Origin of the sequence: Aeromonas sp. ASNIH4 (assembly GCF_002934425.1) — a bacterium.
Taxonomy (GTDB): Bacteria; Pseudomonadota; Gammaproteobacteria; order Enterobacterales; family Aeromonadaceae; genus Aeromonas; species Aeromonas hydrophila.
This window is the reverse complement of record NZ_CP026217.1, coordinates 1,730,676-1,744,546: the sequence shown is the minus strand read 5'-3', so window position 1 is coordinate 1,744,546 and position 13,871 is coordinate 1,730,676. Positions and strand designations below refer to the sequence as shown.

The 13,871-nt window shown below is 62.7% G+C and carries 10 protein-coding genes; 4 read left to right on the top strand and 6 right to left on the bottom strand.

Annotated elements, in window-relative coordinates; genetic code table 11:
• Positions 1-13 precede the first annotated feature (13 nt).
• From C2U40_RS08095 to C2U40_RS08085, 3 genes are all read left to right on the top strand, one after another.
• Positions 14-2,449 (top strand): FtsX-like permease family protein, encoded by a 2,436-nt coding sequence (locus C2U40_RS08095; RefSeq protein ID WP_103827540.1) that lies wholly within the window; start codon positions 14-16, stop codon positions 2,447-2,449.
• Positions 2,446-3,510: a lipocalin-like domain-containing protein gene (locus C2U40_RS08090; protein ID WP_103827539.1), complete on the top strand. Its 1,065-nt coding sequence runs from the start codon at positions 2,446-2,448 to the stop codon at positions 3,508-3,510. Before C2U40_RS08095 ends, C2U40_RS08090 begins: the two co-directional genes overlap by 4 nt.
• Positions 3,511-3,812: 302 nt before the next feature.
• Positions 3,813-4,178, top strand: a complete 366-nt coding sequence (locus tag C2U40_RS08085) for a hypothetical protein (RefSeq protein WP_065477079.1) — start codon at positions 3,813-3,815, stop codon at positions 4,176-4,178.
• Positions 4,179-4,256: 78 nt separating this feature from the next.
• Here the strand turns inward: C2U40_RS08085 and C2U40_RS08080 are convergent, their stop codons facing one another.
• The gene (locus C2U40_RS08080) at positions 4,257-5,195 is read right to left on the bottom strand and encodes a hypothetical protein (protein ID WP_103827538.1); all 939 of its coding nucleotides are present in this window, start codon (positions 5,193-5,195) and stop codon (positions 4,257-4,259) included.
• A 668-nt stretch (positions 5,196-5,863) separates the two neighbouring features.
• Between C2U40_RS08080 and C2U40_RS26020 the strand changes: the two genes are divergently transcribed.
• Positions 5,864-6,256: a hypothetical protein gene (locus C2U40_RS26020; RefSeq protein WP_146054378.1), complete on the top strand. Its 393-nt coding sequence runs from the start codon at positions 5,864-5,866 to the stop codon at positions 6,254-6,256.
• Positions 6,257-6,447: 191 nt separating this feature from the next.
• Here C2U40_RS26020 and C2U40_RS08075 read toward each other — a convergent pair whose 3' ends face one another.
• Genes C2U40_RS08075 through C2U40_RS08055 form a run of 5 tightly spaced genes read right to left on the bottom strand, consistent with a single transcriptional unit; the run spans position 6,448 to position 13,817 of the window.
• Positions 6,448-9,240: an FAD-binding and (Fe-S)-binding domain-containing protein gene (locus C2U40_RS08075; protein WP_103827537.1), complete on the bottom strand. Its 2,793-nt coding sequence runs from the start codon at positions 9,238-9,240 to the stop codon at positions 6,448-6,450.
• Positions 9,240-9,884, bottom strand: coding sequence for a LutC/YkgG family protein (locus C2U40_RS08070; RefSeq protein ID WP_103827536.1), 645 nt, complete (start codon positions 9,882-9,884; stop codon positions 9,240-9,242). Before C2U40_RS08070 ends, C2U40_RS08075 begins: the two co-directional genes overlap by 1 nt.
• A gap of 1 nt (position 9,885) precedes the next feature.
• The gene (locus C2U40_RS08065) at positions 9,886-11,322 is read right to left on the bottom strand and encodes a LutB/LldF family L-lactate oxidation iron-sulfur protein (RefSeq protein ID WP_104467482.1); all 1,437 of its coding nucleotides are present in this window, start codon (positions 11,320-11,322) and stop codon (positions 9,886-9,888) included.
• Positions 11,315-12,106, bottom strand: a complete 792-nt coding sequence (locus tag C2U40_RS08060) for a (Fe-S)-binding protein (protein ID WP_103829119.1) — start codon at positions 12,104-12,106, stop codon at positions 11,315-11,317. The genes C2U40_RS08065 and C2U40_RS08060 overlap by 8 nt, the downstream gene beginning before the upstream one ends.
• Positions 12,107-12,119: 13 nt before the next feature.
• Positions 12,120-13,817, bottom strand: a complete 1,698-nt coding sequence (locus C2U40_RS08055) for an L-lactate permease (protein ID WP_103829118.1) — start codon at positions 13,815-13,817, stop codon at positions 12,120-12,122.
• Positions 13,818-13,871 lie beyond the last annotated feature (54 nt).

Below are 13,871 nucleotides of genomic sequence, written 5' to 3'. Positions count from 1 at the left end.
ACGGAGGGCAGTGATGTTGCCGCTGCCGCTCAAGGCGCTGCTGCGCCTCTATCGCGCCCACCCCTGGCTGCTGCTGATGAGCCTGGTCGGGCTCACCCTCGGGGTCTCCCTGGTGGTGGCCATAGAGCTCTTGAACCACAGCGCCCGCACCAACTTCGTCGCCGCCCGCAGCCAGCTGGCGGGGGAAGCGAACTACCGGCTGGCACCGGACGGCGGGCTGGACGAACAGCTCTATGTGACGCTGGTGCGCAGCCAACCGAACCTCGACGCCATGCCCCAGCTGCACGGCTGGCTGCAGGACGAACAGGGGCGCAGTTTTCAGCTGCTGGGGATGGATCTGTTCAACCCCGGCCCCTTGCGCCGGCTGTTTGGCGCCGCGCCGGACAAAGAGCCCACCTTCTCCCTCACCCGCGCCGACAGCGTCTGGCTGGCCACCCCCGAGGCCAAGCGCCTTGGCTGGCAAACGGGCCAGAGCCGGCGCTTCGTGCTGGGCGGCGGTGAAGGGGCGTCGCCCCGCCCGCTGACCCTCACCCTGGCCGGCACCTTCGAGCCCGGCGCCGTGCCCATGGAGCGGCTGCTGGTGACCGACATCGGCCTCGCCCAGCCGCTGCTTGGCAAGGAAGGGCGGCTCGATCGCATCGTCTTCAAGCTCAGCGAGCAAGAGGCCACGGCCTTGCAGGCGGCCCTGCAATCCTATGCCCCCCATCAGCCGCTCTGGCTTGAGCCCATCAGCCCGGCGCTCGATGCTAGCCAGCTCGGCGATGCGCTGGCGCTGAACCTCACGGCGCTCTCCCTTCTCGCCATGGCGGTGGGATTGTTTTTGGTGTTCAACGCCCAGCGCTTCGTGCAGAGCGTGCGCCGCCCCCAGCTGGCCCAGCTCATCATCCTCGGCATGCCGCCGCGCCGGCTGCTGCGCTGGCTGACCCTGGAGATCCTGATCCTCGCCAGCATCGGCACCCTGCTCGGGCTGCTGCTGGGGAGCCTTTTGGCCCTCGCCCTGATGGGGCAGCTCACCCAGGCGCTGGCCGATCTCTATGGCCCCAACCCCATCGACCTGCTGCGCCTCTCCCCCGCCAGCCTTGGCAAGGCGCTGGTGATTGGCCTGCTGGGCACGCTCGCCGCCAACCTGCCCGGCTGGTGGCAACTGCTGCGCCAATCCCCCCTAGAGCTGCGAGAGGGCAACAGCCGCCCGCCGGCTCATCCCTGGCAACGTCGGGGGCTCGCCATCGCCATCTTGCTGCTCTGCGCACTTTGTCTGTGGCGGCCAGAAACCGGGCTGGGCGGCGCCCTCTTCGTGGCCGGCGGCTGGCTGCTGGCCATGGCGCTCGCCCTGCCCGATGTGCTGCGCGCCGTGCTGGGCCGGCTGCGCCGATGCGAGCGCAGCCCCCTCAGCGCCCGGCTCGGGGTGGCCGAAACCCTCTATCACCTGGATCGCACCGCCATCGCGGTGATGGCGCTGCAACTGGCCATCGCGGCGGCCATCGGTATCGGCGTCATGGTGTCGAGCTTTCGCTCGAGCGTGGAGATCTGGCTCGGCCAGCGCCTGGCCGCCGATCTTTATGTCACCGCCCCCAAGGGGGTGGCCGGCAACAAGGGCGCCCTGAGCGAGCAGACCCTCAACACCATACTGGCCGCGCCGGACGTGGGCGCCGCCTCGCGCCGCTCGGTGCACCCGGCCCGCTGGCAGGGGCAGCCCATCGAGTGGGCGCAGATGGACTTTATCCCCGAGCTCAAAGCCGCCTATCCGCTGCTGACCGGACGCTGGCCCGCCACCCCCGACGAGGTGCTGGCCAGCGAACCGCTGACGGTGCGCCTAGGGGTCAAGGTGGGTCAGCGCCTCGAGGTGAGCGGCGAGCAGGGGCCGCGCACGCTCACTGTCACCGGCGTCTATCAGGATTACGGCAGCGACAAGGGGCAGATACTGCACGCCTTCGAGGGGGGCAAGGTGCAATCCCTGGCCCTCTTCAGCCCGCACGTTGATCGCCTCGCCGATCGCCTGCGGGCCCAGTTTGGCGAGCGGGTGAACCTGTTGCCCGCCCCCGCCATCCACGCCGCGGCGCTGAAGGTGTTCGACCAAACCTTCGTGGTGACCGAGCTATTGAAGTTGCTGATCCTGGGGATCGCCTTCGTCGGCATCGGCTCGGCCTTCATGGTGCTGGGGCTGGCCCGGCGCGGCGAGTTGCAGACCCTGCAAAGTCTTGGATTGAGCCCGCGCCACTGCCGCCGGCTGCTGGTGTGGCAAGGGGCGGGCCTCGGGCTGCTCACCGCGTTGCTGGCCCTGCCGGTGGGCTATGGCCTTGCCTGGGTGCTGATTGAGGTGGTCAACCCCCGCGCCTTCGGCTGGCGGCTGGCCTTCGAGGCCGCCCCCTTACACGCCGTCACGGCGCTCCTGCTCGCCCCCGTCTGTGGCGCGCTCGCCTCCTGGTACGCAGCAAGGAGAGTGGTATGAAAGCAATCATCTGGCCGCTGGCACTGATCTGCACCCTGTATGGCGCCGGGAGCAGTGCCAACGATCTGGGTGCCATCCTTGGCGGCGGCAACGATCACTTCAAAAAGGCCCTGCCGGGTCAATCCATCCACCTGCCCACGGATCACGGTGCCCACCCCGACTACCGCTCCGAGTGGTGGTATCTCACTGGCAATCTGAAAGACCAGCAGGGGCGCGTCTACGGCATGCAGTGGACCCTGTTTCGCCAAGGCATCGAGCAGGAGATAACATCCGACAACCCCTGGCTCACGCCCCAGCTCTGGCTGGCCCAGTTCGCCATCACGGATGTGAGCAAAGGCAGCCACCAGCAGGACGAGCGCACCAGCCGCCAGGGGCCAGGGCTGGCCGGTGCCAGCGGCGGTCAGTATTGGCTGAAAGAGTGGCGGCTTACCTCTCAAGGGGAATCGCTTTTTCCCGCCACCCTCAAGGTGCAGAGCAAGGCGGGGGATCTTGATTTGCAGGTGAGTGCCGCCAAGCCGGCGGTGCTGCAAGGCAAACTGGGTTACAGCGAGAAGAGCCCGGGCAACGCCTCCTTCTACTACTCCTACCCGCGCCTGACCATCAGCGGCACGCTGACCCTGGATGGCGAGACCCGCAACGTCAGCGGTGAGGGCTGGTTTGATCACGAGTGGAGCAGCTCGGTCTTGGCCCAGTGGCAATCGGGCTGGGACTGGTTTTCGCTGCAATTTGAAGATGGCCGCGAGCTGATGCTGTTTCGCCTGCGCACCAAAGCAGGACGCACCGAGCCGGAGAACCGCTACGGCATCCTGATTGAACGGGATGGCAGCAGCCAGGTGCTGAATCCTGCGCAGATCCGCCTCACCCCCGGCAAGACCTGGCGCGGCCCCAAGGGGCAAGCCTACCCCATCGAGTGGCAACTGGAAGCCGCCGATATGAAGCTCGTTATCAAGGCCCGCCAGCCCGATCAGGCCATGACGGGGCGCTTTGACTACTGGGAGGGGGCGGTTTCCGTCTCGGGGGATGCCAAGGGGGTCGGCTATCTGGAGATGACGGGGTATTGAGCTGTTCAGATATTCGGCAATGAGTTTGTTCACCTGATTTCTGAATGGCTTTCTCTTACCATACTCAATAGATTGAAAATAAAGGGTTTTTATTCTCAGACAAAATAGCAGAGATCCACCGCATGCAAAGTGTCAAATCTTGCAGTTGATACTTATATAGAGAGTGTTGAACATCTATCGGCAATCAGAAAAGTCTTCATGCCTTTAATTTCATCGGTGTCCTTGATGGCAAGTTAAGTCGTCCATCCGGCCTCTTCGAAATTAAAAAATTGCATCATTACTACAAATTAGAGGATGATAATATGGGAAGTTTAACCATAGTGAATGCCCTAGGTGTTGATGTAGAGATTATCGAAGCAAGCCCTTACCAATTCATGACGCTGACCATCAAGAATGGCCAATCAGCAGTGGCAAAGGTTGCAACCAACTTTGAACGATTCATATTAAAAATCAGAGTGCTGGAAAATATATATTCCTATGACCTTAATAAAGGTCATTGGTATGGTGGTGATGGTGATAACCACTACCCTAATCCAAACAGTAAAGTGAATATCATTTTGACTGGCGATCGTGGCAGTTATATTGAGACCAGCTATAATTATGCCCCTGATAATACCGCCACCATGTGCAAGTATGCGTCAGATACCAAAGCATTGGATAAAGTCTAAATCCTCCCCTGACACATTTTAAGATTGTGCCAATCAGACCCTAGGCAACCCCACGGTCTGATTGATAACACAAGATGGTCAGTATTTCTCGCCCACCATCATCAGACCGTGCTGTTCGGGGAAGCCCACCACCAGAGTAGTTTTGCGGGTTTCCGGCATCTCGAATGCGGCGACGTAGGCCGCTGCCCCCTCTTTAGCCTTGGCCAGGCCCAGCATCCACTTGTTCTCAAGCGGGTTGAGATCGCTTGATGCCTTGAAGCTGCACTTGCCAAACCCGCTCAGGTTAAGCTTGCTGAGCCCCTTGCCAGACTCTGCATTGCCCTTGCCGGTCAGGGTACAGCCCGCCTTGGGAAATTCGATCTCCAGGGTCAGGGAGCCGCCATTGTTGGTGCTGCGGATCAGCCCCACCATGGCATCGCCAAAGCCGGCGTCCTCTGCCACCCGCCAGCTGTCGCAGCTGATCGTCCGGGTGGCGAGCTTGTTCACGGCCAGGTGGCCGCTCCAGTCGCGATAGAGGGCGGTGCTCTGATCCGGATCCCGGAACTGGGTGCCGGTACGGCTGAAGTCAAAGGTCCAGCGCTTGACCTCCTTGCCAGCCAGATCGGTTACCGCCTTGTCTTGAAAACTGATGAGGTTGTGGTCGTTGCTCTGGGCATCGAGCCGCTTGCCCCGCACCGAGGTGCGCTCCAGCAGCACCGGATAGATACCCTCCTTGTTCTCTTTCTGGGCCGCCTGCCCCATCCACTGCGAAGAGGTAATCGACTTGCCGTCGTTCTCGACCCAGACGCCCCAGCGCTGCTCGCCATCCCCCTTGGGATAGACCAGCGCCAATCCCTCCAGTCCCTTGATCATCTTGAGCGGCCCATCGCCATCGCGGCTGAGCAGGTTCGCCTCATAGACGCCGGCATCGGGCAACGGCAGCGGCGCGCGCTTGGCGATGCTGTTGGCCGCCTTCTCGCTGTCACAGGCGGACAGGACGGCGGTGCAGGCGATGGCCAGCATGGCCTTGTGGTGCATTCTCATGACTCTTGTTCCTTGCAATTGCTTTGTTATGTGAGGTGCATTCAATCGCCGCTGAATTTACTGGAGGAAGGGTTCGCCGGTCGACGCAAGATCTGTAACCAGCTGTTACAAGGCATTGATGAGCAAGAGATAACACATGACTTGGTTGACCAGGGCGGTGCAGCAAAGTGGTATGACAAAAACACAAGTAACGAGGCTCTCAAGAGGGATGTATGCAACGGGGCATTGCAAGGCGTGATCAGGCACCACTGCTCAAAAAAAACACCACAAATCACTCTAACAGGGCTTTATGTATCTCTTCGTCTCACAGAATTCTGTGGTAAGGAATGTCAGCGTGATGACTGAAAATTAGCTGGCCCTAAATATACCCATGCTACGATTAATGACCGGTATCCCATTATTAAACAAGGCATTTAAATGACGAACCCCACAGATTTTTACCCTTCTTAGAAGGGCATAATCTATTATGCCCCTCCATTCCGAAACCAATATCTGCTCACAATCCCCATCAACTAAAAACACTACCCTCCGCAAAGAAATTTCAATGGATGCCACAGAACACTAAAGATTCAAATAAATTAAATCAATATTGCCCCCCACATGGGCACTTCACCAAGAATTAATCTATCTGTAACATGACATATTCACATTGGAGAAAAAACATGAAAAAACTTTTGCTACTTTTGCTAATGGTATTTTTTTCAATTCCAGCGTTCGCTAACGCAAATACAAAACTGCCATTTTCATTTATTACTGAATGTAAAAAGGTTTTTAATGTAGGTGAGGTTAAAAGAGCAGACAATAGATATTCTTGGAAAGAGGATGACTGCCAATTCCTTCCTCAAGGACAATGTGTTGGCTCTATTAGTGTGCATAGTATATGTGGTGGAGCAGAGGATGGTGTGACTGTTATGAACCCAAAACAGGCACAAGATATGCCAAATGGTGGTGTCTTATTCTACACCACTTATAATAGAGAACCATGTGACTGGGGAACAGGGAAGAGCGCTCATATCGCAGTGGTATATCAATGTTTTACTCCTACCACGAAGTAAACTCTGTTTTCATGAATGATTTTTCATCCGAAATTGACAGTCTGATTTCACATGAAATTTCATATGAAATGAAAAGGAACCCTGCATATATTTAAGTCACATTGACCAATACAAAGGCAACACGAATTACTAAAAACATTCACTCTTCATGAGATAATCCCCTGGCAGAATATATTCTGCCAGGGGATTATCTATTTCGCCGCCTGATCAACCAGATAGAGGATGCTGTGATAGGGAATGCCGGCGTGCTGGCTGAGCCCCATTTCGCAGGTGCGGCTGTTGCTGAATCCCTGCCGGCAATCGCTGGGGACCTGGGCGGGCAGGCTGGAAAGCGCGGCGGCGTTGAGCTCCGGGGTCATCAGCCCCTTGTCGCCAGCAAAGCCGCAGCACTGGATATGCTCGGGAACTATCACCTCGCGGGCGCAGGCGCGGGCCACCGCCAGCATCTTATCGCCGAGCCCCATGCGCCGGCTGCTGCAGGTGATATGGAGCATCACAGTCTCATCGATGGGGGTCAGCTCAAGGTGGGGCAGCAGGTGTTCCAGCACAAAGGCGGAGGGCTCGAACACCCGAAGCCCCTTGCCGAGCTCCCCCGACAGCAGTCGCTGCACGCAGGGGCTGGTGTCGAGCAGCACGGGCCAGCGCCCTTGCTCGCTTGCCTGCCACAGCGCCTCGGCCAGTTCCGTACGCTTGGCTTCCGCCACCTCGACCATCCCCTTGCTGTCATAGGGCATGCCGCAGCAGAGCCCCTCAACTCTCACCGGCACTATGACCCGGCAACCCGCCTTCTTGAGCAGGGATAACACCACGTCCGGCAGTGACGGGGCATTCTCCTGCTGGCCGAATACCCGGCTGGCACAGGAAGGCAGATAAACCACGGCGCGCTCGATGGATCCATCATTGCTCCCCTCCCCTGAGGGCCATTGGTAGCGGCTCGGCCCCGGCAGGGTCGGCAGCCAAGCGGGTGTGCGCTGGCCGCTAAGCTTGCGCACGCCCCCCACCAATCCTGCCAGCGCCTTGTCTCCCAACACCTTGCCGGCAATGGCTTTGAGGCCGAGGGCCCCACGCGCCGTGCGGGTGACCCCTGCGAAGTGATCAGCGCTCCAGCGGGCGATGGGCACGAAGCGCCGGTACTTGTCAGTGCGCAGCTTCTTGATGAGCGCACCGGTATTGATGCCGACCGGGCAGCGATCGGCGCAAAGCCCGGTCGCGGCGCAGGTGTCGATGCCCTGATAGTCAAACAACCGGGCCAGTTGGTTGGAGGGCTCATCGGCACGATTGCGGCGGGCCAGTTCGCGATAGAGCACGATGCGCTGGCGCGGCGAGAGCGACAGGGTGCGCGAGGGGCAGACCGCCTCGCAAAAGCCGCACTCGATGCATGGATCGACGATGGCATCGCTCGCCGGCATAGGCTTGAGATGGGCCAGGTGGGCCTTGGGGTCGTCGTTGATGATGACGCCGGGATTGAGCAGGCCGTCCGGGTCCAGCAGCGCCTTGATGCGGCGCATCAGCGCCATCCCCTCCGGCCCCCATTCGAGCTCCACATAGGGGGCCATGTTGCGGCCGGTGCCATGCTCGGCCTTGAGCGACCCGCCAAAGCGCACCGCGACCAGCTCGGCCACCGCATCCATAAAGGCGCCGTAGCGGGCCACCTGGGCCTGCTCGTCAAAACCCTGGGTAAAGACGAAGTGCAGGTTCCCCTCCAGCGCGTGGCCGAAGATGATGGCTTCACCGTATGCGAAGCGATCGAACAGGGCTTGCAGCCCCGCCACCCCTTCGGCCAGACGCTCGATGGGAAAGGCGACATCCTCGATGATGACGGTGGTGCCGGTGGTGCGCACCGCCCCCACCGCCGGGAAGAGCCCCTTGCGAATGGCCCAGAGCCCGGCGTAGTCGACGGTAAAAGGCACAGAGGCGACCTGAACGAACTCGGCCGCCATGGCCGTCACCTGCTCGCAGCGATCCACCAGCTCCTCTTTCGATTCCCCATGCACTTCGATCAGCAAGGCGCAGGCAGCCAGATCCAGCGTCTTGATAAAGTCCGGCAGGCCGGGCTTGCCCGCGACCGAGCGAAGGGATCGCCCATCCATCAGCTCCACCGCCGCCACCGGCGCACTTTTCAGGCGCGAGGTGGCCAGACAGGCCTGCTCGGCGTCCCGGAACACCAGCAGGGCCGAGGCCTTGTGGGGGTATTCCGGCACGGTGTCGAGCACCACCTCGGCGATAAAGCCGAGGGTCCCCTCCGAGCCGATCATCAGGTGGGTGAGGATATCGACGGGGTCCTCATGATCGAGCAGGGCATTGATGGCGTAGCCGGTGGTGTTCTTGAGCCGGTACTTGTGGCGAATTTTGGCGGCAAGCTCGGCGTTCGCCAGCACTTCGGCGCGCAGGGCGGCGAGCCCCGTGAGCAGCTCCGGGCGCTTGTCCGCAAAGGCGGCGCGGCTTTGCGGATCGCCGCTGTCCAGCACGGTGCCATCGGCCAGCAGCAGGGTCATGGCGTGCAGGGTGTGATAGCTGTTGTGGGCGGTGCCGCAACACATGCCGCTCGCGTTGTTGGCGGCGATGCCACCGAGCTTGCAGGCGTTGATGGAGGCCGGATCCGGCCCAATCTTGCGCCCCAGAGGCGCCAGATAGCGGTTGGCATCGGCGCCGATCACCCCGGGTTGCAGGGCAATGCGTGCCCCCTCGTCCAGAATGCGATGGCCGCGCCAGCTGTCGGTCAGGGTAATGAGCACCGAATCGCTCAGGGCCTGGCCCGAGAGGCTGGTGCCGGCGGCGCGAAAGGTGCACGGCAGGTGCAATTTGCGGCACACCGCCAGCACAAAGCGCACTTCATCGAGGGAGTCGAGGCGCACGATGCGCTCGGGCACCAGCCGGTAGAAGCTGGCGTCCGTGCCGTGGGCCAGCCGAAGATCTGGGTCGCTCACCAGCCGCTCCGGCGGGATGCGCGAGAGTACGGCGGCATCAAACTGGTTCCAGGGCATCAGCAATCCTCCACCAGCACTACCAAGAGGCGGCTCGGGCCGTGGGCGCCATAGGCCAGGGTCTGCTGGATGTCGGCAGTCTTGGAGGGACCGGAAACCAGCAGCAGGTTGGTGGGCATGGCCTGCTGCCAGCGCCCGGCCGCCACCAATCCCGCCAGGTTGTCGGTTATGGTGGAGGCCGCCAGCAGGGCGATATGGCAGGGGGGCACCAGAGATAGGGTGCGCGGCTCGCCGCCATCCGGCAGCAACACCAGGGTGCCGGTATCGGCGATGGCGCCCGCGCAGTGGGTGATGCCCGCCTGACAAACGTCAAACAGATCGTCTTTCCAGCCGGCGAACTCCCCCGCCGGGGTCAACACAGAGCGCCCGGCGCAGGCGGCCGCGACCGCCGCCTGCCAGCGGCCGCCCTGGCCACAGGCCAGATGCGTCACGCCTTCTTCATCCAGCCAGGCGCTCAGCTCCCTGGCAAGGGTCGCCTCCTTGACGGTGAGGATCTCGGCGTGGCTGGCGCTGATCCCGGCAACAAAGCGCTCGCGCCGCGCGCCATCATCTACCCCGCGCCAGGGCTGCCAGCCATGGGGGGCGTGGGCAATGGGGGGGGCGGCGCCGCGCAGGCGACTTAATATGGCCTCTTTGCTCGACATCTCAGGACTCCTTCTTCTTCTGGCGCAGCAGGGCATGCAGGCTCTGGGGGGCGGGTTGGGGGGCTTCGCGGCACTGGGTCCAGGGGCCCAGATGTTTGGGCATCAAGCCCCGCAGGCGACCGGCGACACCGGTCGCGGCGTGATAGAGGCGCGGGTGGGTGGCGGCAAAGGCAAAGCCCTGCATGGCAAGCGTCTCGAGCCGGCTCTTGGCCGCCCCCTGCCCCGCCAGCGGTGCGTGGCCGGGCTGTGCGTCGTGCTTGGCCTCCCGGCGCAGACGCTGCAACAGGTCTGGAATGGGGATGCGCACCGGGCACACCTCGCCGCAGGCGCCGCACAGGCTCGAGGCGGTCACCAGATCCTGGGTACTTTCCAGCCCCAGCAGATGGGGGGAGATGATTTTGCCGATGGGGCCCGGGTAAATGGTGCCGTAGGCGTGACCACCGATACGGGTGTAGACCGGGCAGTGATTCATGCAGGCGCCGCAGCGGATGCACTGCAGGGTCTTGCGCAGCTCTTCGTCCCGATAGGCCTGGCTGCGGCCGTTGTCGAGCAATACCAGGTGCACCTCGTCCGGGCCATCCAACTCCCCTGCCCGGCGCGGGCCGCTGATGACGTTGAAGTAGGTGGTGATGGCCTGACCGGTGGCCGAGCGGGTCAGGGCACTATAAAGGGGCAGCACGTCGGATAAGAACTCCACCACCTTCTCGATGCCGGTGATGGCCACGTGCACTTTCGGCACAGTAGTGCACATGCGCCCGTTGCCCTCGTTCTCGACGAGGCACAGGCTGCCGGTCTCGGCTACCGCGAAGTTGACGCCGGAGAGCCCCATGCCGGCGCGGCGAAACTCTTCACGCAGGGCCCGCCGTCCGGTCTGGATCAGGGCGTCCACGTCGGTGGTGGGGGTGAAATCCGCCAGATTGCCGGCGAAGGTGTCGCTCACCTCCTGCTTGTTCTTGTGGATGGCGGGCATGATGATGTGGGACGGGGTGTCGCCGTCGAGCTGGACGATAAACTCCCCCATGTCACTCTCCAGGCAGCGGATGCCGTGGCGCGCCATCTCGTGATTGAAGCCCACCTCCTCACTCACCATGGACTTGCCCTTGACGATGGAGCTCACCCCGTGTTGCTGGGCGATGCCAAGGATGATGGCGTTGGCCTCGGCCGGCGTCTGGGCCCAGTGCACCCGGATGCCGTTGCGCTCGCAGTTGGCTTCGAGCTGCTCCAAAAGCTCCGGCAGGCGCGAGAGACAGCGCTGGCGAATGTGCTCCGCCGCATCGCGCACCGCCGCTTCTTCGGCGGGATCGGCGAAGGCGTCGCGGCGCTTGGCGCGCAGGTAATCCATGGCGCCGCGAAAATTCTGGCGCAGTACCGGGTCGGCCAGGGCCGCCTCGGCCTGGGGATGGAAGCGGCGCGGCGAATACTTGGCGTGCTCACTCATGATGGGCCTCCTGTTTTGGCTCTTGTAAGCACGGAGCCACCGGCTTGCTGTGAGCGAGCAGGAAGCTGGCCAAGTGCATGGCGGGCAGTGTCTTGCCCTGATAGGCCAGGGACCCCTTGATGTTCAAGAGGCACCCCCAGTCGGCGCTCACCAGGGTGTCGGCGCCGGTGGCCAGCAGGTGACGGGTCTTGTCCTCCACCATGGCCTGACTGATGTGGGGATGGCGCACCGAGAAGGTGCCGCCAAAGCCGCAGCACTCGCTCTCATAGGCCTGCTCATGCAAGGTGACCCCATCGAGCTGGCCCAGCAGGGCGCGGGCCCGGCTGTGTACCTGCATCTCGCGCCGGGCCGAGCAGGAGGTGTGCATGACGATGCTCGCCCTCCCCACCCCGTGCCAGCGCACCCGGCAGACCTGGGCCAGAAACTCGGTGAGCTCGAACACCCGCTCGCAAAACGCCGCCACCTCGGAGCTCTCGGGGAAGAGTCGGCGGTAGTGGTGGTGCATCATGCCGCCACAGGAGCCCGACAGCACCACCACCGGCCAAGGCTCGGGGAAGAGTGCCATCTGGCTTTGCGCCACCTGGCGTGCCTCCTCTTCATGGCCCGAGGTGTAGGCCGGCTGCCCGCAGCAGGTCTGTTTCTCGACAAAGTGCACCCTGATCCCTTCCCGCTCGAGCAGGGCGATGGCATCGAGCCCCGCCACCGGGTCGAACAGGTCCACCAGACAGGTGGCGTAGAGATAGACATCGGCCGGCTTGGCCGGATAGACCCGCATTACCTTCATCACTTGCTCTCCTTTACTTCAACTGCAGCAGGACGTCCGAGATGTGGAAGCTGTACATGAGCGCCAGCCCGATCAGGCCGGTGGCCAGCAGGTAGTAGAGGGTCGGCAGCGCGGTCTTGCGCAGCGTCGCCCCCTCACGGCCGAGCAGCCCCACGGTGGCCGACGCCGCCACCACGTTGTGAATGGCAATCATGTTGCCGGCGGCGGCGCCCACGGCCTGCAGCGCCAGCATGGCGGCGGTAGAGACCCCCAGGGTCTGCGCCACTTCAAACTGGAACTGGCTGAACATCATGTTCGACACCGTGTTGGATCCGGCGATAAAGGCCCCCAGCGCGCCTATGGTGGCGCTGAGCGCCGGGAAGAACTCCCCCACCAGCCCCGCAGCAAAATTCGCGGTGGTCACCGGCATGCTGGCGAGATCCGCCCCGTTGACGCCGGAGTTGATGAAGATGCGCACCATGGGCACGGTGAAGATGAGCACGAAGCCGGCGCCGATCAGGGTGCGGCTGGACTCCCCCAGCGCCCGCCCGAAGGGGGCCAGGGAGCGCGATTGCAGCAAGGTGGCGAGCAGGGCGCAGAGCACCAGCAGCCCCCCCGGCAGGTAGAGCGGCTCAATGGAGGCGCTGACCCCCTTCTCCCCCAGCAGATCCGTGAAGGCGAGGCTCACCGACAGGAGGCTGGCCTTGAATGCCGGGCTTACCCGGCTGGCCACCAGCAAGAGCGCCAGCGCCACATAGGGGAGCCAGGCCAGCAGCAGCGACATGGGGCGGGCGGCGGCCTCTTTGAGATCGAGCTTGAGGGAGCCCAGCCACTCGGCGGGCCACTCCTGCTCGGGGGCAAAATCCCAGCTGGTTTTTGGCACCAGAAAACCGGCACGCGCCGCCGTCACCACCAGGGCCAGCCCCACCAGGCCGCCGATGAGGGACGGGAACTCGGGGCCAAGCAGCATGCCGGTCAGGGCATAGGGGACGGTGAAGGCAAGCCCGGCAAAAATCGCGAACGGCAGGATGGCGAGCCCCTCGGTCCAGCTGCGATGACGGCCGAAGAAGCGGGTCAGCATCATCACCATCAGCACCGGCATCAGGGTGCCGACCACGGCGTGAATGAGGGCCACGTTGGTGGTCACCTGCTGCAGGTAGACCTCCCAGCTGCTGCCGCCGGCGCTCAGGGTCTGGCCGATGGTCTGGCTGTCGAGCCCCTTGTTGATCCCCACCAGAATGGGGGTACCCACCGCACCGAACGACACAGGTGTGGACTGGATCATCATGCCGAGCAGCACCGCGGCCAGCGCCGGAAAGCCGATGGCCACCAGCAGCGGCGCCGCGATGGCCGCCGGAGTGCCAAAACCGGAGGCCCCTTCGATAAAGGCGCCGAAGCACCAGGCGATGATGATGGCCTGGATGCGCCGATCCGGCGAGATGTTGGTAAAGCCGCCGCGAATGGCACTGATGGCGCCGGTGTGTTTGAGGGTGTTGAGCATCAGGATGGCGCCGAACACGATCCAGAGCACGGTCACCGTGATCACCAGCCCCTGCAGGGTGGAGGCAAAGACCCGGGTCGGGCTCATCTGCCAGCCCCACAGGGCAATGAACACGGTCAACAAAAAGGCGACGGGCATGGCGCGTTTGGCGGGCCAGTTGAGGCCGACCAGCAGCACGGCGGCCACCAGGATCGGCGAGAAGGCCACCAGGGCCAGCAGGGTGTCTGTCATCATTGCGTCCTTGTCCGAGCGGTGCAGAGGCGCACCTTGTTGTTGTTTTGTTAA